Here is a 21,330-nt window from a genome sequence, read left to right as displayed (position 1 = left end):
CGTCCCCGGCGGCGCCGGGTGCTCAGCGGCCGGTGAACGTCGCCTTGCCCGGGCCGCTCTCCAGGAACGAGCGCATCCCGGTCGCCTGGTCCTCAGTGTCGAACAGCTCGGCGAACAGCCGGCTCTCCAGCTCCAGCCCGGCCGCCAGGGTGCCGTCCACGCCCTCGTCGATGGCCCGCTTCGCCGCGGCCAGCGCCAGCGGCGGACCGGCGGCGAACTTCCGGGCCATCGCCACGGCGGTCGCGTAGACCTCGTCGTCGGGCACGACGGCGTCGGCCAGCCCCATCTCCAGCGCCTCCTCGGCGCCCACGTGCCGGCCGGTGAACACCAGGTCCTTGGCCTTGGCGGGGCCGACCAGCCGGGCCAGCCGCTGGGTGCCGCCGGCGCCCGGGATCACCCCGAGCTGGATCTCCGGCTGCCCCACCTTCGCGTCGCGGCCCATGATCCGGAAGTCGGCGCACAGCGCCAGCTCGTAGCCGCCGCCGAGGGCGTAGCCGGTGATCGCGGCGATCACCGGCTTCGGGATGTGGGCGACCGTGGTGAACGAGGCGGTCAGCTCCCGGCCCCAGGCGACCATGCTCGCCCCGGTCAGCTGGGACATCGCCTTGATGTCGGCCCCGGCGGCGAACACCCGCTCCCCGCCGTAGAGGACGACGGCCCGCACCTCGGCGTCCTTGCCGGCCTCCAGCGCCGCGGCCCGCACCTCCCAGTGCAGCTGCTCGTCGATCGCGTTCATCTTCGGCCGGTCGAGCCGGATGGTGCCGACGCCGTCCTCGACCTGGAGGGTGACGAACTCGGGCGCTGCCATGCGGGCCTCCGTGTGCTGCGGGACGTCGGTGTCCGGGATCGGTGGTGGGTCAGACCCTAGGTGGCGCGGCGCGCGCTGAACCGCCCGTTCTCGCGCTGGACCTCCAGCGGCAGCCCGAACGCGTCCGACAACAGCGGCGCCGTGAGCACGTCGTCCACCGGGCCGGAGCCGACCACCTCACCACCGCGCAGCAGCAGCGCGTGGGTGTACCCCGGCGGGATCTCCTCGACGTGGTGGGTGACCAGCACCTGGGCAGGCGCGTTCGGGTCGCGGGCCAGGTCCGACAGCCGGGTGACCAGATCCTCACGGCCGCCCAGGTCCAGCCCGGCGCCGGGCTCGTCGAGCAGCAGCAGCTCCGGGTCGGTCATCAGTGCGCGGGCGATCTGGGTGCGCTTGCGCTCCCCCTCCGACAGCGTGCCGAAGGGGCGGTGCGCCATCCGGGCCACGCCCCACTGCTGCATCAGCAGCGCCGCGCGGGTCAGGTCGTGCACGTCGTAGCGCTCCCGCCAGCGGCCGACGACGGCGTACCCGGCGCTCACCACGACGTCGCCGACCCGCTCGCCCGGGTCGATCCGCTGCGCCAGCGCCGCGCTGGTCAGCCCGATCCGCGGGCGCAGCTCGAAGACGTCGACCGCGCCGAGGGTCTCGCCGAGGATCCCCACCTCCCCGCGGGTGGGGTGCAGCTGCGCGCCGACCAGCTGCAGCAGCGTCGTCTTCCCCGCCCCGTTGGGGCCCAGCAGCACCCAGCGCTCGTCGGGCCGGACGGTCCAGTCGACCGCGCGCAACAGGTGCGCCTGGCCCCGGACGACGTCCACTCCGCGGATCTCGACGACCGGCTCAGTCCACACACCTGCCATCCAACCAACCCGCCGCGCGTCGTGGTCACCGGGTGCGGGCCCGTCGTCGGGCACGATGCCGGGGTGACCGCATGGACGAGTGACCGACCGGTCGAGGTGTGGCCCGGTTCGGCGGCGCCGCTGGGCGCCCACTGGGACGGCACGAGCACCAACTTCGCCCTGTGGTCGGCCGGCGCGTCCGCGGTCGACCTGTGCCTGTTCGACCCCGACGGCACCGAGCACCGGCAGCGGCTGCAGGAGACCACCCACCAGGTGTGGCACGGCCGGCTGCCGGGCGTGGGCCCCGGCCAGCGCTACGGCTACCGGGTGCACGGCCCGCACGACCCCGCCTCCGGCGCCCGGTACAACCCGGCGAAGCTGCTGCTGGACCCCTACGCCCGGGCCGTGGACGGCGAGCTCGTCCTGGACGACGCCCTCTTCGGCTGGTCCCCGGCCGACCCGTTCGCCGCCGACCCCACCGACTCGGCGCCGTTCGTGCCCCGCGGGGTGGTCATCCACGACTCGTTCCCCTGGGACGGCGACCACGTGCTGCGCACCTCGTGGAGCGACACGGTCATCTACGAGGTGCACGTCAAGGGCGCCACGATGAGCCACCCCGACGTCCCCCCGGCGCTGCGCGGCACCTACGCGGGCCTGGCCCACCCGGCGTTCATCGAGCACCTGCTGTCCCTCGGGGTGACCGCGGTCGAACTGCTGCCGGTGCACCACTTCGTCAGCGAGCCGCACCTGCTCCGCCGCGGGCTGACCAACCACTGGGGCTACAACACGCTCGGCTACTTCGCCCCGCACGCGGCCTACAGCTCGGCGGGCACGGGCGGTGAGCAGGTCACCGAGTTCAAGGCGATGGTCAAGGCGATGCACGCCGCGGGCATCGAGGTGATCCTGGACGTGGTCTACAACCACACCGCCGAGGGCGACCACACCGGACCGACCCTGTCCTTCCGCGGCATCGACAACGGCGGCTACTACCGGCTGGGCGGCCCCGACAGCGACGACCCGTCGCGCTACACCGACTACACCGGCTGCGGGAACACGCTCGACGTCCGCCGTCCCCCAGTGCTGGCGCTGCTGATGGACTCGCTGCGCTACTGGGTCACCGAGATGCACGTCGACGGCTTCCGGTTCGACCTCGCCTCCGCCCTGGCCCGGTCGATGCACGACGTCGACCGGCTGTCGGCCTTCTTCGACGTCGTGCACCAGGACCCGGTGGTCAGCACGGTGAAGCTGATCGCCGAGCCGTGGGACGTCGGCGAGGGCGGCTACCAGGTCGGCAACTTCCCGCCGCCCTGGACGGAGTGGAACGGCAAGTACCGGGACACCGTGCGCGACGTCTGGTCCGGCGCACGAGTGGGGGTGCGCGACCTGGCCTACCGGCTCACCGGCTCCTCCGACCTGTACCGCTCCGACGGCCGGCGCCCCTTCGCCTCGGTCAACTTCGTGACCGCCCACGACGGGTTCACCCTGGCCGACCTCGTCACCTACGAGCGGAAGCGGAACGAGGCCAACGGCGAGGAGAACCGGGACGGCGAGGGCCACAACCGCAACTGGAACTGCGGCGTCGAGGGCCCGACCGACGACCCCGCGGTGCGCGAGCTGCGGGCCCGGCAGGTGCGCAACCACCTGGCCACGCTGCTGCTGTCGACCGGGGTGCCGATGCTGACCGCCGGTGACGAGCTGGGGCGCACCCAGGGCGGCAACAACAACGCCTACTGCCAGGACAACGAGGTCTCCTGGCTCGACTGGGGCGCCATCGACCCCGACCTGTGGAGCTTCGTGTCCACCCTGGTCGGGCTGCGGCGCCGCTCCCCCGTGCTGCGGCAGGAGGCCTTCTTCGAGGGCACCGAGATCGCCGGCACCGGCGGCACCCGGGACCTGGCCTGGTTCGCCCCCGGCGGGCACCAGCTCACCAGCAGCGACTGGTTCGACACCGGCCTGCAGACCCTCGGGATGTACCTCGACGGCCGGGGCATGCGGCACCGCGACGAGCGGGGGCGGCCGGTGCTCGACGACTCGTGGCTGGTCTGGCTGCACGCCGGCGCCGACCCGATCGACGTCGTCCTCCCGGGAGCGCCCTGGGGTGACGGCTACGAGCTGGTGCTGGCCACCGAGTACCCGACCGGCACTCCGCCGCAGCCGACCGCGCTGCCGCCGGGCCCCGCCCAGCTGCCCGGCCATTCCGTCTGGGCGATGCGGGTGGTCCGCCATGCCTGACGCGATGACCTGGCGACCCTGACGGGCCGCACCGCAGCCAGGGGACGTCCCCCGCTGGGCGGAGCCGCTTCGTCGCTCGGTCGCGGGACCCTCCGGGCCCCACTCCTCACGATCCCCAGGCGTAGCCGGCTACGGGCTCGACCGCCGACCTCGTCCCCGGCCGCTCGAGAACGCGACACGGCCCCGTCCCTCATGGGAACGGGGCCGTGTCGTCGTAGTCGGAGCTACTCCGCGGCCTGCTCGAAGGTGATGACGGTCCAGCCGAGCAGCAGCCGGTCACCGTCAGCCAGCGGGTGCGGCACGCCGGGCTCCAGCTGGGTCCACTCGGTGGCCTCCGGGCCGGCGACGTGGGTGCCGTTGAGCGAGCCCAGGTCGGTCAGGGAGACCTCCCGACCGGCGCGCTGGATGGCCGCGTGAGCCGAGGAGAGCACGTTCTGGGTGTCGGCGATCGGCACCGGCCGGGCGTTGCCGGTGGTCACCAGGTCGTGGCCGTCGGGACGACGACCGAGGACCAGGTCCTCGTCGACGTTGACGACCAGGCCGTCGTCGAAGCGCAGCACCGGCGCGGCCGGGGGCTCGGGCCGCCAGAAGGCGGTCTGCTCCCCGCCCTGACCGACCGGCTGACTGGCGATCCGACCCGAGTTGCCGAAGCCGGCGTCGGAGCCGGCGGTGAAGGACTCGCCGGTGGGCAGCGAGGTGGCCGGCGGGACGGCGACGGACGGCGAGGCGGGCGCCGCCAGCTGCAGCAGGGCACCGGAACCGGGCACGGTCCCCTCGACGAGGTCGAGCGCGACACCCGGGGGCATGGCCGCGGCGGGCTGGCCCGGGCCGACGTAGAGGGTCTGCCCGAGCGCGAACCCGGAGGCCAGCGTGCAGCCGTCGACCGCCGAACCGGAGACCGGGACGCCGTCCACGGCCGGCTGGCCCTTGCCCGACCAGAGCGCGACGCCGGCGCCGCTGCCGCCGGAGGTGTCGGCGAGCACGAGGGCGAAGGACGCCGGCCCGTCGGCGAGCCGGGACACCTGACCGGCGACGGCGCCGAGCACGCGCTCGGCCCCGGGGCCGGAGACCCCCAGGCAGGCGTGCAGGGCTGCCACCAGCGCCGGTGACCCGGGGGCATCGACCCACAGCAGACCACCGCCATGGCGGGCGACGACAGAGTCTCCGGGGAGGACCTCACAGCGGTCGGGCATGACGGCCAGCCTAATGACCGCACGAGGATCCCGTGCCGCTCGGGCGCGTGGCTCGCCGGGACGTCGGTCCATTGCGCACGACCTGCACCAGCCGCCACACCCGTCGCATCCGTGTGGACACCGACCGGGGGCAGGTGACCACCGGGTGCCCCTCCTCAGGCGTTGACGACGACGCCGAGCTCTGCGGGGACCACCAGGTGTGCCGAGTGCGGGAGCACGCGGACGGTGTAGCCGAACGCGCCGGTGCGGGTCAGCGGCACGGTGCCGGTGAACCAGTGCCGCGAGCCCTCCGCGCCGTCGTGCCGCAGCTCCAACGTGGTGATCTGGTGCAGGCCGTCGGCGTCGTCGACCCGGCCGTAGGCCGCCTCGACCAGCACGTCGGACGGGACGAGCCCGGGCAGCTCCACCTCGGCCCGCAGGTCGATGCCGCCACCGATCTCCGGGGTCTCCCCCACCCCGGTCGCCTCCACGTGGGCCACCCGGACACCGTGCCAGTGCTCCAGCAGCTTCGCCCGCCAGGCCGCCTCGGCGCGGGCCGGCTCGTAGCCGCCGGCGGCCATCGAGCGGGCGGCCCCCGCAGCCGGCACGTAGAGCCGCTGCACGTAGTCCCGCACCATCCGGGTGGCCAGCACCTTCGGGCCGGTCTCCCGCAGCGTGTCGCGGACCATCTCCACCCAGCGGGTGGGGAGGCCCTCGGCGTCGACCTCGTAGAAGCGCGGGACCACCTGCCGGTCGAGGAGCTCGTAGATCGCCTGCGCCTCGACGTCGTCCCGTCGCTCCGGGTCCTCGACGCCGTCGGCGGTCGGGATCGCCCAGCCGTTCTGGCCGTCGAACCACTCGTCCCACCACCCGTCGCGGATGGAGAGGTTGAGCCCGCCGTTGAGCGCGGACTTCATCCCCGACGTGCCACAGGCCTCCAGCGGCCGCAGCGGGTTGTTCAGCCAGACGTCGCAGCCCCAGTACAGGTAGCGGGCCATGCCGATGTCGTAGTTGGGCAGGAAGGCGATCCGGTGCCGGATCTCCGGGTCGTCGGCGAACTTCACCATCTGCTGGATCAGCTGCTTGCCGCCGTCGTCGGCCGGGTGGCTCTTGCCGGCGATGACCAGCTGGACCGGCCGCTCGTCGTCCAGCAGCAGCGCCTTGAGCCGGGCGGGGTCGCGCAGCATCAGCGTGAGCCGCTTGTAGGAGGGCACCCGGCGGGCGAAGCCGATGGTCAGCACGTCGGGGTCGAACGCGGTCTCGGTCCAGCCGAGCTCGGCCTCCGCCGCCCCGCGGGACAACGCCGTGGCGCGCACCCGGCGGCGCACCTCCTCGACCAGCCGGCCGCGCAGCAGCCGGCGGGTGCGCCACAGCTCCGCGGCGGGGATCCGGTCGACGCCGTCGAAGTGCACGTCGCCGTCCACCTCGAGCGGGTCGCCCTGGCTGGTGGTCTGGGTGCCCAGCTCCACCAGCTCGCGGGCGGTCCAGGTCGGGGCGTGCACCCCGTTGGTGATCGACCCGATCGGGACGTCGTCGGGGTCGAAGCCCGGCCACAGCGGGCCGAACATGTCCCGGCTGACGTGGCCGTGCAGCTCGCTCACCCCGTTGGCCCGCTGCCCCAGCCGCAGCCCCATGTGGGCCATGTTGAACTTGCTCGGGTCCTCCTCGGCGCCCAGCGGGAGCAGCTGGTCGAGCGGGACGCCGAAGCCGGCGAAGTAGCGCTCGATCAGCGCCTTCGGGAAGCGGTCGATGCCCGCCGGCACCGGGGTGTGGGTGGTGAACACCGTGCCGCCCCGCACCGCCTGCAGCGCCTCGGGGAAGGACAGGCCGTGGGACTCGGTGAGCTCCCGGATCCGCTCGACGCCCTGGAAGCCGGCGTGGCCCTCGTTGGCGTGGAAGACCTCCGGCGGCGGGGTGCCGGTCAGCGAGCAGAAGGCGCGCAGCGCCCGCACCCCGCCGATGCCCAGCAGCATCTCCTGGCGGAGCCGGTGGTCCTCGCCGCCGCCGTAGAGCCGGTCGGTGACCCCGCGCTCGGCCGGGCTGTTCTCCTCGATGTCGCTGTCCAGCAGCAGCAGCGACACCCGACCGACCTGGGCCCGGTACACGTGGGCGTACAGCGTGCGCCCCTCCGGCAGCGGCACGGCGATCACCACGGCGTTGCGGTCGGCGTCCCGGACCAACTTCAGCGGCAGGCCGTGCGGGTCGAGCGCCGGGTAGTGCTCCAGCTGCCAGCCGTCGGCGGACAGGCCCTGGGAGAAGTAGCCCGACCGGTAGAGCAGGCCCACCCCGATCAGCGGGACGCCGAGGTCCGAGGCGGCCTTGAGGTGGTCACCGGCCAGGATCCCCAGCCCGCCGGAGTACTGCGGCAGCACCTCGGTGATGCCGAACTCGGCGGAGAAGTAGGCAATGGTGGCCGGCGCCTCGTCGCCCAGGGACTGGTACCAGTGCGGAGCGTCGAGGTACTCGCGGAGGTCGTCCGCGACCGCCGTCAGCCGCTGCAGGAAGGCCGGGTCGTCGGCCAGCGCGGCCAGCCGCTCGGCGCTGACCTCGCCGAGGACCCTGACCGGGTCACCACCGCAGCTCGCCCACAGCTCCGGGTCCAGCGCCTCGAAGAGGTCGCGGGTCTCGGGGTGCCAGGACCAGCGCAGGTTGGTGACCAGCTGCGACAGCGGCATCAGTGCCTCGGGGAGGGAGGCGCGGACGGTGAGTCTGCGGAGGGCTCGCACGTCCGGGACCCTAGCGTGACGGCGCTCACGTCCGAGGTGGGGCGACCATCGATCCGCACCCCTCCGGGACCACTCCTGCCCCTCCCGCCTCTCCCCCTCCCGGTTGAGCCGGTCCCCCGCCGACGTGTGCGGGACAGGGCTTCTGGATAGCGTTGCCCCGATGACTGGCCGCGCTGACCTCCGCCTCGGCATCTCCGATGTCGCCCCCGTCGTGTCCTGCGGGTCGTTCTCGACCCGCGCCGTGGTCGGTGAACACCTGCCGATCACCGCCACCGTCTTCCGCGAGGGCCACGACGCCGTGGCCGCCAACGTGGTCTTCACGCCTCCGGGCGAGGAACCCTCGGCGGCCCCGCTGCTCCGGATGACGAAGTTCGGGCCCGAGCCCGACCGCTGGACCGCCACGGTCGTGCCCGACCGCGAGGGTCTCTGGACCTACCAGGTCGAGGCCTGGGACGACCCGCTGAGCACCTGGCACCACGACGTCGAGGTGAAGGTCGAGGCCGGCCAGGGTCCCGAGGAGCTGGCCAACGACCTGGAGTCCGGCGCCCGGCTGTTCGAGGAGGTGGCCGCTGCGGCCCCCGAGGAGCACCGCGAGGCGCTCACCGGTGCGGCCACCGCGCTGCGGGACGGGTCGCTGGAGCTGACCGCGCGGATCGCCCCCGCCCTCTCCCCCGCCCTGCAGCAGGTGCTGCACGACCACCCGGTGCGCCGGCTGGTCACCGGGTCGCAGCGGCACGAGCTGTGGGTCGACCGGTCGCGTGCGCTGTACGGCTCCTGGTACGAGTTCTTCCCCCGCTCGGAGGGCCCCGTCGTCGGTGGCACCCCGACGCACGGGACGTTCGCCCAGGCCGCCGAGCGCCTGCCGGCGATCGCCGAGATGGGCTTCGACGTGGTGTACCTGCCGCCGATCCACCCGGTCGGCAAGGTCAACCGCAAGGGGAAGAACAACACCCTGGTGGCGCAGGCCGACGACGTCGGCTCACCGTGGGCGATCGGCAGCGACGAGGGCGGACACGACGCCGTCCACCCCCAGCTCGGCACCCTCGACGACTTCAAGGCCTTCGTCGGCCGCACGCGCGAGTTGGGCATGGAGGTCGCGCTCGACCTCGCCCTGCAGGCGGCGCCGGACCACCCCTGGGTGACCTCGCACCCGGAGTGGTTCACCACCAAGCCCGACGGCACGATCGCCTACGCGGAGAACCCGCCGAAGAAGTACCAGGACATCTACCCGATCAACTTCGACAACGACCCCGAGGGCATCTACGCCGAGGTGCTGCGGGTCGTGCGGCACTGGGTGGACGCCGGGGTCCGGGTGTTCCGGGTGGACAACCCGCACACCAAGCCGCTGAACTTCTGGCACTGGCTGATCTGGGAGGTCAAGAAGACCGATCCCGATGTCCTCTTCCTCGCCGAGGCGTTCACCCGGCCGGCGATGATGCACCAGCTGGCGCGGATCGGCTTCACCCAGAGCTACACCTACTTCACCTGGCGCACCGAGCGCTGGGAGCTGGAGGAGTACGGTCGGGAGCTGGCCGAGAACGCGCACTACATGCGGCCGAACTTCTTCGTGAACACCCCGGACATCCTGCACGAGACGCTGCAGGTGGGCGGCCCGCCGATGTTCAAGATCCGCGCGGTGCTGGCCTCGATGATGAGCCCGACCTGGGGCGTCTACTCCGGGTACGAGCTGTTCGAGCACGTCGGCCTCCGTCCGGGCAGCGAGGAGTACCTGGACACCGAGAAGTTCCAGCTGCGCCCCCGTGACTGGGCTGCCGCCGATGCCTCCGGTCGCTCCCTGGCGCCCTACCTGCGCCGGCTGAACGAGATCCGGCGCGCGCACCCGGCCCTGCAGCAGCTGCGCACGCTGCGCTTCCACCCGATCGACAACCCGAACCTGCTCTGCTTCTCCAAGACCGACCCGGGTTCCGACGACTGCGTGCTCGTGGTGGTGTCGCTCAACAGCACCTACACCCAGATCGGGATGACCGCCCTGGACATGCCCGCACTGGGCCTGGACTGGTCGGACGGCTTCTCGGTCACCGACGACATCACCGGGGCCCACTACGACTGGGGCCAGGCCAACTACGTCGAGCTGGACCCCTACCGGGAGCCGGCGCACGTGTTCACCGTCCACCGCAGCCTGTCCGCCTCGCGCCCGCCGCACTGACCCGTCCTCGACAGCTGCGGGTGTGCCGGCCGAGCCCCCGGCCGGCGCACCCGCCGCACCGATCCACCGCCCCCAGCAACGAACGAGGACCGAGTTCATGACCCTCCCCGTCCCCGCACAGACGACCCCCGGCGCGGGCGAGCAGTCGGGCCTGCCCGCCCCTGGCAGCGACCCCGAGTGGTTCAAGCGCGCCGTCTTCTACGAGGTGCTCGTCCGCGGCTTCGCCGACAGCAACGCCGACGGCATCGGTGACCTGCGCGGCATGCTGGGCAAGCTCGACTACCTGCAGTGGCTCGGTGTCGACTGCCTCTGGCTGCCGCCCTTCTTCGCCTCCCCGCTGCGCGACGGCGGCTACGACGTCAGCGACTACACCGCGGTGCTGCCGGAGTTCGGCGACATCGAGGACTTCAAGGAGCTCATCGGCGAAGCCCACTCCCGTGGGATGCGGATGATCATCGACTTCGTCATGAACCACACCTCGGACCAGCACCCCTGGTTCCAGGCCAGCCGCAGCGACCCCGACGGCCCCTACGGCGACTTCTACGTCTGGGCCGACGACGACACCGGCTACGCCGACGCCCGGATCATCTTCGTCGACACCGAGAGCTCGAACTGGACCTTCGACCCGGTGCGCAAGCAGTACTTCTGGCACCGGTTCTTCAGCCACCAGCCCGACCTGAACTTCGAGAACCCGAAGGTGCAGGAGGCGATCATCGACGCCCTGCGCTTCTGGCTGGACCTGGGCATCGACGGCTTCCGGCTCGACGCCGTCCCCTACCTCTTCGAGGAGGAGGGGACGAACTGCGAGAACCTCCCCCGCACCCACGAGTTCCTCAAGAAGGTGCGCAAGGTCGTCGACGCCGAGTACCCCGACCGGGTGCTGCTGTGCGAGGCGAACCAGTGGCCGGCCGACGTCGTCGAGTACTTCGGCGAGGACGGCGACGAATGCCAGATGGCCTTCCACTTCCCGGTGATGCCGCGCCTGTTCATGGCCGTGCGCCGGGAGCAGCGCTTCCCGATCTCGGAGATCATGGCGCAGACGCCGGACATCCCCGACAACTGCCAGTGGGGTGTCTTCCTGCGCAACCACGACGAGCTGACCCTGGAGATGGTCACCGACGAGGAGCGCGACTACATGTGGGGGGAGTACGCCAAGGACCCCCGGATGAAGGCCAACATCGGCATCCGCCGGCGGCTGGCGCCCCTGCTCGACAACGACATCGACACCCTCGAGCTCTTCACCGCCCTGCTGCTGTCGCTGCCGGGCTCGCCGGTCATGTACTACGGCGACGAGATCGGCATGGGCGACAACATCTGGCTCGGTGACCGGGACGGCGTCCGCACCCCGATGCAGTGGACCCCGGACCGCAACGGCGGGTTCTCCACCGCCGACCCGCAGCGGATGCACCTGCCGCTGGTGGCCGACCCGGAGTACGGCTTCCAGGTCACCAACGTCGAGGCCCAGCTGCGGAACTCGAACTCGATGCTGAACTGGATCCGCACGATGATCGCGGTGCGCAAGCAGCACCCGACCTTCGGTGTCGGCAGCTACGCCGAGATCGGCTCGCGGAACCCGACGGTGCTCTCCTTCGTGCGCGAGTTCGGGGACGACGTCGTGCTCTGCGTCAACAACCTGTCCCGGTTCCCGCAGCCGGTGGAGCTCGACCTCCGCCGCTTCGAGGGCTACACCCCGGTCGAGCTGACCGGGCGGGTGCAGTTCCCGCAGATCGGCGTCCTGCCGTACATGCTCACGCTCGGCGGCCACGGCTTCTACTGGTTCGAGCTCTCAAAGCCCACCGCCGCGGCGGGCGAGGAGGACGAGGACTGGGAGACCACCGCGAGCGGCAGCGTGGCGCAGTCGCTGCTCGAGGCCGGGGTGGTCGGCCCCGCCGACGCCACCGCCGGCACCGGCGACCTCGGTGCCGAGGCCCCGACGACCACGACCCCGACCGACGGAGAGTCCCGATGAGCGCTCTGACCGACATGCTGGCCGACTGGATGCCCGGTCAGCGCTGGTTCGGCGGCAAGGGCCGCGAGTGGGCAGGGGTGACCGAGGAGGGCTTCTTCCTCGACCAGTCCGACCCGGCACTGTCGGTGCACCGCGTGCGGGTCGAGTACACCGACGGGGCCAGTGACACGTACCTGGTGCCCCTGTCCTGGCGCAGCGCACCGGCCGAGGAGCTCTCCACGGCCTTCGTCGGCGCGGTCTCCGGGTCCCACGGCGAGAACTACGCCTACGACGCCATGCGGGACCGGGACGCGACCGTGCCGTGGCTGACCCACCTCGTGGCGGCCTCCACCGTCGGGCCGATGCGGTTCCACCCGGCCGGCGTGGCCTACATCCCCGAGGGCCTGCCCGGGGACGTGATCTCCACCGAGCAGAGCAACACCTCACTGGTCTACGGCGAGACCGCGATCCTCAAGCTGTTCCGTCGGCTCGAGCCCGGGCTGAACCCCGACGTGGAGATCCACGACGCCCTGCGGCAGGCGGAGAACCAGCACATCGCGGGGCTGCTCGGGTACATCGAGGTCGACGACCCGAACGGGCTCGAGCCGGCCACCGTGGCCATGCTCCAGACCTTCGTCCCCAACGCCAGCGACGGGTGGCGGCTGGCCACCTCCAGCGTCCGGGACCTGTACGCCGAGGCCGACCTGCACGCCGACGAGGTCGGGGGCGACTTCGCCGGGGAGAGCGAGCGGCTGGGCGAGGCGGCCGCCTCGGTCCACGCCGACCTCGCCCGGGTGCTCCCCTCCGAGCCGGCCGACCGTGAGTGGTACGTCACCGTCGCCGGGCAGATGACCGCTCGGCTGGAGGCGGCCCTGGCGGTCGTCCCCGACCTCGCCGAGCACGCCGACGCGCTGCGCAACCTGTACGCCGCGGTCGCCGACACGACCGAGCCGGTCGTCCGTCAGCGGGTGCACGGCGACCTCCACCTGGGCCAGGTGCTGCGGACGACGACCGGCTGGATCGTCCTGGACTTCGAGGGCGAGCCGGCCCGTCCGCTGGCCGAACGGCGCGAGCTGGACACCCCGCTGCGGGACGTGGCGGGGATGCTCCGCTCCTTCGACTACGCCGCCCGGCACATGCTGGTCGAGCAGCCCGACGACCCGCAGCGGGCCTACCGGGCGCAGGAGTGGGCCGAGCGCAACCGGCGCGCCTTCTGCGAGGGCTACTCAGCCGCCGGCGGCGTCACCCTGTCCAGCGACTCCGCGCTGCTGCGGGCCTTCGAGGCGGACAAGGCGGTGTACGAGTGTGTGTACGAGGCGCGCAACCGACCGCACTGGCTGATGATCCCGCTCAGTTCGCTGTCCCGGCTGGCCGCCGGCAACTGAAGGAGGGCCCCGCTGCCCCCACCGCTCGCACGCTCGCGGCGGGACCCTGCAGAAGGGCCTGACCGGACGACCAGCACGACGACGAGACAGACCTGGAAGGACCACCGATGAGCACCGACGACGCCAGCACCCCGCCGGGCACGGACACCAGCAGCGAGCCCGCCGACAGGGCAGAGCTCATGCGCCGGGTCGAGGAGAAGACCGAGGAGGTCCGCCAGGCGAGCGAGACCGACAGCCCGCCCGCGCCGGCCAAGAAGGCCACCCGCAAGGCCGCCGCCAAGAAGGCGCCGGCGAAGAAGGCGGCGGCCGAGGCCCCCGCCACGAAGCCCACCGCCCGCAAGGCACCGGCGAAGGGCACCGCTGCCGCCGACGCGTCCGACGGTGACCAGGTGAGCGCCGCCGCCGACGGGGCTGCCCCGGCGGCCAAGCGCGCGGCGAAGAAGGCCGCGCCCGGCGAGGCCCCGGCCAAGCGGGCACCGCGGAAGGCGACCAAGAAGGTCACCGCCGCGCCCGTGATCGCGCCGGCGCCGATCGCCGAGCCGGGCGACCCGACGGCCCCGTCGGCTCCCCAGCCGGAGCCGCCGAGCCCCGACCCGGCCGAGCCGAACACGCCGCAGGCCCCCGAGGACGGCGAGCAGGGCGGCACCGGCGGCCACTCCCCGGCGGAGACGGCCTCCGAGCCCGCCCCGGACACGGTCTCCCCCGCCTCCACCGACACCGCCTCCACCGACACCGACTCGGCCGACGGCCCCGCCACCGGCGCCCCGGCCGCTGACGACCAGGCCGGCGCGGCCGTCACCACCGCCGACCTGGCCACCGACCAGGTCACCGACCTGCCTCCCGCGCCGGACGAGGCGCCCGAGCCGGCTGCCGCCGGGCTCCTCGACGCCCTCCCCGAGGGGGAGCCGCCGGTCAGCACCTCGGTGCCCGCCCAGGCGAGCCCGTCCGCGCACGAGGTGAGCCAGGAACAGCTGGCCGCGATCGTCGACGGCTGGTCCTTCGACCCGCACGGCGTGCTCGGCGCCCACCGCGTGTCCGAGGGCTGGGCCGTGCGCACGCTGCGGCCGGACGCCGAGGCCGTCGCCGTCGTCGACCAGGACGGCAGCCGGTACGAGGCCCGCCAGATCTTCCGCGGCGGCGTGTACGAGGCCCGACTCCCGCAGCAGCCGGGCGACTACCGGATCGAGGTCGTCTACCCCGACGGGCAGGGCGGCACCGACACCTTCACGGTCGACGACCCGTACCGCTGGCTGCCCACCCTGGGCCAGCTCGACCAGCACCTCTTCCGCGAGGGTCGGCACGAGAAGTTGTGGACCGTCCTCGGTGCGCACGTGATCGGCTACGACACCCCCGGCGGCCGGGTGGACGGTGTCTCCTTCGCCGTCTGGGCGCCCAACGCCCGCGGCGTGAAGGTCACCGGCGACTTCGACTACTGGCAGGCCCGCGCCTACCCCATGCGGTCGCTGGGCTCCTCCGGCGTCTGGGAGATCTTCGTGCCCGGCGCCCAGGTCGGCACCCGGTACCGGTTCCACGTCCTCGGCGCCGACGGGCAGTGGCAGGTCAAGAGCGACCCGATGGCCTTCGCCACCGAGGTGCCCCCGGCCAACGCCTCGGTCGTGACCGCCTCCACCCACGAGTGGGGCGACGCCGAGTGGCTGGCCGAGCGCGCCAAGGCGAAGTGGCACGAGCAGCCGATGAGCGTCTACGAGGTGCACGCGGCCTCCTGGCGGCAGGGTCTCTCCTACCGCGAGATGGCCGACGAGCTGGTCGCCTATGTGAAGGACGCCGGGTTCACCCACCTGGAGTTCATGCCGCTGGCCGAGCACCCCTTCGGCGGCTCGTGGGGCTACCAGGTGACCTCGTACTACGCGCCCACGTCGCGCTTCGGCTCCCCCGACGACCTGCGGTACCTCATCGACGCCGCGCACCAGGCCGGCATCGGCGTCATCGTCGACTGGGTGCCCGCGCACTTCCCGAAGGACGAGTGGGCACTGGCCCGGTTCGACGGCACGCCGCTGTACGAGCACGCGGACCCGAAGCGCGGTGAGCAGCCCGACTGGGGCACGTACGTCTTCGACTTCGGCCGGCCCGAGGTGCGCAACTTCCTGGTCGCCAACGCGCTGTTCTGGGCCCAGGAGTTCCACGTCGACGGCATCCGGGTCGACGCCGTCGCCTCGATGCTCTACCTGGACTACTCGCGCAACGACGGCGAGTGGACGCCCAACCAGTACGGCGGCCGGGAGAACCTCGACGCCGTGGCCTTCCTGCAGGAGATGAACGCCACCCTCTACCGCGAGGTGCCCGGCGTCATCTCGATCGCCGAGGAGTCGACCGCGTGGCCGGGCGTCACCCGGCCCACGTACCTGGGCGGCCTGGGCTTCGGCTTCAAGTGGAACATGGGCTGGATGCACGACTCGCTCGGCTACATGGCCAACGAGCCGGTCTACCGCAGCTACCACCACGGCCAGCTGACGTTCTCCATGGTCTACGCCTACTCGGAGAACTACACGCTGCCGATCAGCCACGACGAGGTCGTGTACGGCAAGGGCTCCCTGCTGCGGAAGATGCCGGGCGACCGCTGGCAGCAGCTGGCCAACCTCCGCGCCTACCTGGGCTACATGTGGGCCCACCCCGGCAAGCAGCTGCTGTTCATGGGCTCGGAGTTCGGGCAGCTGTCGGAGTGGGCGGAGAGCCGGTCGCTGGACTGGTGGCACCTCGACGACCCGGCACACCGCGGCGTGCTGGAGCTGGTGACCGACCTCAACACGGTCTACCGGGACAGCGAGGCACTCTGGAGCCAGGACGTCGACCCGGCCGGCTTCCAGTGGATCGACGCCAACGACGCCGGCGGCAACACGCTCACCTTCCTGCGCCTGGGCAAGGGCGGGCAGCTGCTGGCCTGCGTGGTCAACTTCTCCGGCCAGCCGCACGAGCAGTACCGGATCGGGCTGCCCCGCGGCGGACGCTGGCGCGAGGTGATCAACACCGACTTCGAGGGCTACGGCGGCTCCGGGGTGGGCAACCTCGGCGGCATCGACGCGGTCCCGCAGTCGTGGCACGGGCAGCCGTGGTCGGCGACGCTGACCGCACCTCCGCTGGCCACCGTGTGGTTCGTGCACGAGGGCCCGGAGCCGGAGCTCCCCGACGCGGGTGCACCGGCCGACCAGGCGCAGATCGCGGCGGCGGAGGCGTCCGGCGCGGCCGAGGGGCCGGGCAGCGGGCTGGAGCCGACCGAGCGCTGACCGGATCGAGTCGATCGGTAACGGGGCGGGGACCTGCGAGGGTCCCCGCCCCGTCGCCGTCCGGCGGCCCGACCGGTCCTCCCCTCCCTGCCGAGGCCGGCACGGTCCGGCAGGATGGACGGCGGTGCTGCCGCCGCAGGCGGCCTGAACGGATTCGAGAACCCATGTCCTCCTCGCCCCGCCGGCTGCTCGCCGGCGCCGTCGCGGGTGCGCTGTTCGGGTCGGCCGTGCTGTCCGGCTGCGCGGTGACCCTGATCGAGGGGCGCGCGAGCCCCGCGGCCGGGCCCCAGGGCGACGTCACGCCCGCGGAGTTCCCGATCATCGGTGCGGCCGACGACGAGGTCGACCGGATCTCCCGCAACGCGCTCGCCGACCTCAACACCTACTGGACCGCGCAGTTCACCCCGACCTTCGGGCAGGCCTTCACCCCGCTGACCGGTGGTTACTACTCCGTCGACCCGGGCGACCTGGACCCAGCGCAGTACCCGAACGGGGAGATCGGCTGCGGGGAACCACCGGAGGCCGTCGTCGACAACGCCTTCTACTGCGGCCCGGGCACCCAGTACCCCAACGGTGACGCGATCCAGTACGACCGGGCGTTCCTCGGTGCGCTGGCCTTCGGCACCGTCGGCAGCGAGGGGTACGGCCGGTTCATCCCGGCCCTGGTGATGGCGCACGAGTTCGGGCACGCCGTGCAGGGTCGGGTCGGCTACCCGGTGGAGCGGTCGATCAACATCGAGACGCAGGCCGACTGCTTTGCCGGCGCCTGGACGGCGTGGGTCGCCGACGGCAACGCCCGGTACAACTCGATCCGCCCGGGCGAGCTGGACGACGTGCTGCGCGGCTACCTGCTGCTGCGCGACCCGGTCGGGACGGGCGCCTACGAGGGCGAGGCGCACGGCTCCTACTTCGACCGGGTGTCGGCGTTCCAGCAGGGGTTCGACGACGGCCCCTCGGCCTGCCGCGACGACTTCGACGCCACCCGGCTGTACACGCAGAGCGGCTTCCAGAGCGACCTCGACTTCGCCACCGGCGGCGACGCGCCCTACGAACAGACGGTCGAGGACTTCGTCCCCGACGGGCTCGGGGAGTTCTGGCAGCTGGCCTTCGACCAGCTGGGCGAGGAGTTCACCCCGCCCGACGTCGAACCGTTCTCCGGCGAGGCCCCGGACTGCGCCGGCGAGGACACCGACGTCGATCTCCTCTACTGCCCCGCCGATGCGACCGTGCGCTTCGACGAGGCCGACCTCACCCTGCCGCTGTACGCCGCCGAGGAGGGCGGGGACTACGCCGTGCTGACCGCGGTGGCGATCCCCTACGCGCTCGCCGCCCGCGACCAGCTGGGGCTGTCGGTCGACGACCGGGCCGCGCTGCGGTCCGCCGTCTGCCTGTCCGGCGCCTTCACCTCCGCCGTGCTCGGCAGCGAGACCACCGTGCTGAGCATCTCCCCCGGCGACGCCGACGAGAGCGTCTCGTTCCTGCTCGAGCACGCCACCGACCCCGCGGTGCTGCCCGACGTGCAGCTGACCGGGTTCCAGCTGGTCGACGTCTTCCGCAGCGGGGTCGTCGACGGCCTGGCCGCCTGCGACATCGGCGTTTGAGGCGCTCCGGCCGGGCCCTCGACGAGGAGCCCGGCCGGAGTAGGGCTCAGAAGAGGGCGGTCATGAGGGCGCGGCGGGCCGGGCCGACGCGCGGGTCCTCGTCGCCCACGATGCCGAACAGCTCCACCAGGTGCTGCCGGGCGGCGTCGCGCTCCTCGCCCGCGGTGCGGCGGACGACGTCGAGCAGCCAGCCGAACGCGGCGTCGACGTCGCCGGTGCCGAGCAGGAAGTCCGCGGCGCGGGTCTGCGCGGCGATGTCGTCGGGCGCGGCCTCGGCGGCGGCCAGCGCATCCGGCCCCGCCTCCTCGGCCCGGCGGAAGAGCTGGACCTGACGCAGCGCCAGCCCGGCCACCGGGTGCTCCGGCTCGGTCTCCAGGATCGCCTGGTAGGCCGCCTCGGCGGCGGCCAGGTCACCCCGGTCGAGCGCGGCCTCGGCGGCGTCCAGGCGCGGGTCCTCCGGCTCCTGGGCCTCGCCGTCGTCCTCGCCCTCCGCGGCACCGGGCACCGCGCCCCCGGAGGTGGCCGCGACCAGCTCGGTCACGAACTGCCGGGCCTGCTCCTCCGGGATGGCGCCGGTGAACTCGGCGACCAGCTGGCCCTGCCAGACGGCCTTGACCGCCGGGATGCCCTGGACCCGCAGGCCCTGGGCGAGCGCCGGGTTCGCGTCGACGTCGACCTTGGCCAGCACCCAGGAGCCGGCACCCTCGGTGGCCAGCCGCTCGAGCACCGGGGAGAGCTGCTTGCACGGCCCGCACCACTCGGCCCACAGGTCCAGGACGACGGGGACCTGGAAGGAACGGTCGAGGACCTCGCTCTGGAAGGTCTCCTCGGTGACGTCGATGACGGCGCTGCCGGGCGCACCGGCCGGGGCGGTGGCGCTCGGCGGCGGGGCGGCTGCGGCGCGGGCTGCCGCCTCGTTGCGCGCCTGGACGGCGGCGAGGTCGACCGCACCGGCCAGCGACGCCGCCATCTGGGCCTGCTGGGCAGCGGCCCGGGGATCGGTTCGAACGGGACGGTTGGGCTGCATGACCTCGATCATCCCACTCGCTGGCGATGGGCCGCCCCGGGTCCGGGTCAGGCCGGTGACCAGACCCCCAACTCGTTGCCGCTCGGGTCGGCGAAGTGGAACCGCCGGCCACCCGGGAAGTCGTAGGGCCCCTGGACGACGCGGCCCCCTGCGGCCTCCACCGCGGCGAGGGTGCGGTCGAGATCGGCCGACCAGAGCAGCACCAGCGGGCCACCCGGGCGGACCTCGGTGCCGACGGCCAGACCACCCACCTCCGCTGCCGGGTCGCCGGAGGGACCGCGGATGCCGGCGTAGGTGTCGCCGTAGGCGGTGAACTCCCAGCCGAAGGCGTCGGCGTAGAACCGCTGCGCCTCCGCGAGGTCGAGGACGGTGAGCTCGACGTAGTCGATGGCGTGGTGACGGTGCCCGGTGTGGTCTGCCATGCCGGGCATGCTGCCCGGCGGGTACGTCAGAACCGGGCGGCCTCGGTGTAGGTGCCCCACTCGGCGCGCAGCGCGTCGCAGATCTCGCCCAGCGTCGCCTCCGCCCGGGCGGCCGCCAGCATCGCCGGCACCATGTTCTCCTCGGTCCGGGCCACCTCGACCATCCGGGCGACGGCGGCGCGCGCCGCGGCGTCGTCCCGGCTCTGCCGTCGGCCGGCCAGCTCGGCCCGCTGGTCGGTCTCCACCTGGTGACTGACCCGGAGGATCTCCAGGTCGTCGGCGGCGGCGCCGGCGCCGGTCAGCGTGTTCACGCCGACGACCTTCTTCTCGCCCTTCTCCAGCGCCCGCTGGTACACGAACGCCGCCTCGGCGATCTCGCCGGTGAACCAGCCGTCCTCGATGCCGCGCAGGATGCCGGCGGTCATCGTGCCGTCGCTGCCCATCTCCCGGATGCGGGTGAACACCTCCTCCGCCTGCCGTTCCAGCTCGTCGGTCAGCGCCTCGACGTACCAGGAGCCACCGAGCGGGTCGGCCACGTTGAGCACCCCGGTCTCCTCGGCGATCACCTGCTGGGTGCGCAGCGCGATCTGGGCGGCCCGCGCACTGGGCAGGGCGAGCACCTCGTCCAGGGCGTTGGTGTGCAGCGAGTTCGTGCCGCCGAGCACCGCGGCCAGCGCCTCGACCGCCGTCCGCACGATGTTGTTGTCCGGCTGCTGGGCGGTGAGCGAGACCCCGGCGGTCTGGGTGTGGAACCGCAACTGCTGGGCCTTGTCGGTGCGGGCGCCGTAGACGTCGCGCAGCCAGCGGGCCCAGATCCGCCGGGCGGCGCGGAACTTGGCGATCTCCTCGAAGAAGTCGACGTGCGCGTCGAAGAAGAACGACAGGCCCGGGGCGAAGACGTCGACGTCCAGCCCGCGGGACAGCCCCAGCTCGACGTAGGCGAAGCCGTCGGCCAGCGTGTACGCCAGCTCCTGCGCAGCGGTCGAACCGGCCTCCCGGATGTGGTAGCCGGACACCGAGATTGGCTTGTAGGCCGGGATCTCCGCGGCGCAGTACTCCATCAGGTCGCCGATCAGCCGCAGGTGCGGCTCGGGGGCGAACAGCCACTCCTTCTGCGCGATGTACTCCTTGAAGATGTCGGTCTGCAGCGTGCCGTCGAGCTCCGCGAGGTCCGCGCCCTGACGCTCGGCCGCGACCAGGTACATGCAGAACACCGGGACGGCGGGGCCGCTGATCGTCATCGACGTCGTCGTCTTCTCCAGCGGGATGCCCTCGAAGAGCACGTCCATGTCCGCCGCGGAGTCGATCGCCACCCCGCAGTGCCCGACCTCGCCCAGCGCCAGCGGGTCGTCGGAGTCCCGGCCCATGAGGGTCGGCATGTCGAAGGCGACCGACAGCCCTCCCCCACCCTCGGCCAGCAGCGACCGGAACCGCTCGTTGGTCTGCCGGGCGTTGCCGAAGCCGGCGAACTGGCGGATCGTCCAGGCCCGCCCGCGGTAGCCGGTGGCGTGCAGCCCCCGGGTGAACGGGAACTCGCCGGGCCAGCCGATCCGGTCGAAGCCGGGGACGGCGGACTCGTCGGCCGGTCCGTAGGCGGGCTCCACCTCCAGCCCGGAGAGCGTGGTGAAGTCCGCGTCCCGCACCCGCCCGGCGGCCAGGGCCGCGTCGTAGCGCTGCTGCCACCGGCTGCGGGCCTCGTTGCCCGGCTGCTCCGTCATGCCCAGATGCTAGGACGTCCAACTACTTTGTGGCCACCCTCCGGGC

13 protein-coding genes are annotated in these 21,330 nt (G+C 72.8%); 6 read left to right on the top strand and 7 right to left on the bottom strand.

Going from position 1 to position 21,330, the window contains the following annotated elements:
- Positions 1-22: 22 nt before the first annotated feature.
- Together O2W53_RS19535 and O2W53_RS19530 are read right to left on the bottom strand one after the other, a co-directional pair.
- On the bottom strand, positions 23-808 hold the full coding sequence (locus O2W53_RS19535) for an enoyl-CoA hydratase/isomerase family protein (protein ID WP_269164729.1): 786 nt from the start codon (positions 806-808) through the stop codon (positions 23-25).
- 56 nt (positions 809-864) lie between these two features.
- A complete protein-coding gene (locus tag O2W53_RS19530) occupies positions 865-1,665 on the bottom strand; it encodes an ABC transporter ATP-binding protein (protein ID WP_269164728.1) in 801 nt (266 codons plus the stop codon).
- A 63-nt stretch (positions 1,666-1,728) separates the two neighbouring features.
- Here O2W53_RS19530 and glgX point away from each other — a divergent pair, with 63 nt between their 5' ends.
- Positions 1,729-3,876, top strand: coding sequence for a glycogen debranching protein GlgX (glgX, locus tag O2W53_RS19525; protein ID WP_269164727.1), 2,148 nt, complete (start codon positions 1,729-1,731; stop codon positions 3,874-3,876).
- Between the two features lie 224 nt (positions 3,877-4,100).
- Here glgX and O2W53_RS19520 read toward each other — a convergent pair whose 3' ends face one another.
- Both O2W53_RS19520 and glgP read right to left on the bottom strand, forming a co-directional pair.
- The gene (locus O2W53_RS19520) at positions 4,101-5,069 is read right to left on the bottom strand and encodes an FHA domain-containing protein (protein WP_269164726.1); all 969 of its coding nucleotides are present in this window, start codon (positions 5,067-5,069) and stop codon (positions 4,101-4,103) included.
- A 155-nt stretch (positions 5,070-5,224) separates the two neighbouring features.
- Positions 5,225-7,774, bottom strand: coding sequence for an alpha-glucan family phosphorylase (gene glgP / locus O2W53_RS19515; protein ID WP_269164725.1), 2,550 nt, complete (start codon positions 7,772-7,774; stop codon positions 5,225-5,227).
- A 160-nt stretch (positions 7,775-7,934) separates the two neighbouring features.
- Between glgP and O2W53_RS19510 the strand changes: the two genes are divergently transcribed.
- The 5 genes from O2W53_RS19510 (at position 7,935) to O2W53_RS19490 (ending at position 18,117) form a co-directional block, all read left to right on the top strand.
- A complete protein-coding gene (locus tag O2W53_RS19510; protein ID WP_269164724.1) occupies positions 7,935-9,941 on the top strand; it encodes an alpha-1,4-glucan--maltose-1-phosphate maltosyltransferase in 2,007 nt (668 codons plus the stop codon).
- 97 nt (positions 9,942-10,038) lie between these two features.
- Positions 10,039-11,910, top strand: a complete 1,872-nt coding sequence (gene treS, locus O2W53_RS19505; RefSeq protein WP_269164723.1) for a maltose alpha-D-glucosyltransferase — start codon at positions 10,039-10,041, stop codon at positions 11,908-11,910.
- Positions 11,907-13,274, top strand: coding sequence for a maltokinase N-terminal cap-like domain-containing protein (locus O2W53_RS19500; protein WP_269164722.1), 1,368 nt, complete (start codon positions 11,907-11,909; stop codon positions 13,272-13,274). Before treS ends, O2W53_RS19500 begins: the two co-directional genes overlap by 4 nt.
- A 107-nt stretch (positions 13,275-13,381) precedes the next feature.
- Positions 13,382-16,516 (top strand): 1,4-alpha-glucan branching protein GlgB, encoded by a 3,135-nt coding sequence (glgB, locus tag O2W53_RS19495; RefSeq protein ID WP_269164721.1) that lies wholly within the window; start codon positions 13,382-13,384, stop codon positions 16,514-16,516.
- A gap of 164 nt (positions 16,517-16,680) precedes the next feature.
- Entirely contained in the window at positions 16,681-18,117 is a 1,437-nt protein-coding gene (locus tag O2W53_RS19490; protein WP_269164720.1) for a neutral zinc metallopeptidase, read from the top strand.
- A 46-nt stretch (positions 18,118-18,163) separates the two neighbouring features.
- On the opposite strand, the gene O2W53_RS19485 is transcribed toward O2W53_RS19490, so the two are convergent.
- The 3 genes from O2W53_RS19485 to O2W53_RS19475 are packed head-to-tail and all read right to left on the bottom strand — an operon-like array spanning position 18,164 to position 21,284.
- Complete coding sequence (locus O2W53_RS19485; RefSeq protein WP_269164719.1) at positions 18,164-19,144, bottom strand: tetratricopeptide repeat protein; 981 nt, start codon at positions 19,142-19,144, stop codon at positions 18,164-18,166.
- Between the two features lie 47 nt (positions 19,145-19,191).
- Positions 19,192-19,566, bottom strand: a complete 375-nt coding sequence (locus O2W53_RS19480) for a VOC family protein (RefSeq protein WP_269164718.1) — start codon at positions 19,564-19,566, stop codon at positions 19,192-19,194.
- Between the two features lie 26 nt (positions 19,567-19,592).
- Positions 19,593-21,284, bottom strand: a complete 1,692-nt coding sequence (locus tag O2W53_RS19475) for an acyl-CoA mutase large subunit family protein (protein ID WP_269164717.1) — start codon at positions 21,282-21,284, stop codon at positions 19,593-19,595.
- Between the last annotated feature and the right edge of the window lie 46 nt (positions 21,285-21,330).

The sequence above is a fragment of the Modestobacter sp. VKM Ac-2978 genome, assembly GCF_026968025.1.
GTDB lineage: Bacteria > Actinomycetota > Actinomycetes > Mycobacteriales > Geodermatophilaceae > Modestobacter.
Note: the sequence above shows the minus strand (reverse complement) of the source record. Positions and strands in the feature narration are given on the sequence as shown.

Bases quoted from the DNA above. Each gene is read 5' to 3' on its own strand.
- O2W53_RS19535 (WP_269164729.1), bottom strand. From the start codon at position 808: ATGGCAGCGCCCGAGTTCGTCACCCTCCAGGTCGAGGACGGCGTCGGC.
- O2W53_RS19530 (WP_269164728.1), bottom strand. From the start codon at position 1,665: ATGGCAGGTGTGTGGACTGAGCCGGTCGTCGAGATCCGCGGAGTGGAC.
- O2W53_RS19520 (WP_269164726.1), bottom strand. From the start codon at position 5,069: ATGCCCGACCGCTGTGAGGTCCTCCCCGGAGACTCTGTCGTCGCCCGC.
- O2W53_RS19510 (WP_269164724.1), top strand. From the start codon at position 7,935: ATGACTGGCCGCGCTGACCTCCGCCTCGGCATCTCCGATGTCGCCCCC.
- treS (WP_269164723.1), top strand. From the start codon at position 10,039: ATGACCCTCCCCGTCCCCGCACAGACGACCCCCGGCGCGGGCGAGCAG.
- O2W53_RS19500 (WP_269164722.1), top strand. From the start codon at position 11,907: ATGAGCGCTCTGACCGACATGCTGGCCGACTGGATGCCCGGTCAGCGC.
- glgB (WP_269164721.1), top strand. From the start codon at position 13,382: ATGAGCACCGACGACGCCAGCACCCCGCCGGGCACGGACACCAGCAGC.
- O2W53_RS19490 (WP_269164720.1), top strand. From the start codon at position 16,681: ATGTCCTCCTCGCCCCGCCGGCTGCTCGCCGGCGCCGTCGCGGGTGCG.
- O2W53_RS19485 (WP_269164719.1), bottom strand. From the start codon at position 19,144: ATGCAGCCCAACCGTCCCGTTCGAACCGATCCCCGGGCCGCTGCCCAG.
- O2W53_RS19480 (WP_269164718.1), bottom strand. From the start codon at position 19,566: ATGGCAGACCACACCGGGCACCGTCACCACGCCATCGACTACGTCGAG.
- O2W53_RS19475 (WP_269164717.1), bottom strand. From the start codon at position 21,284: ATGACGGAGCAGCCGGGCAACGAGGCCCGCAGCCGGTGGCAGCAGCGC.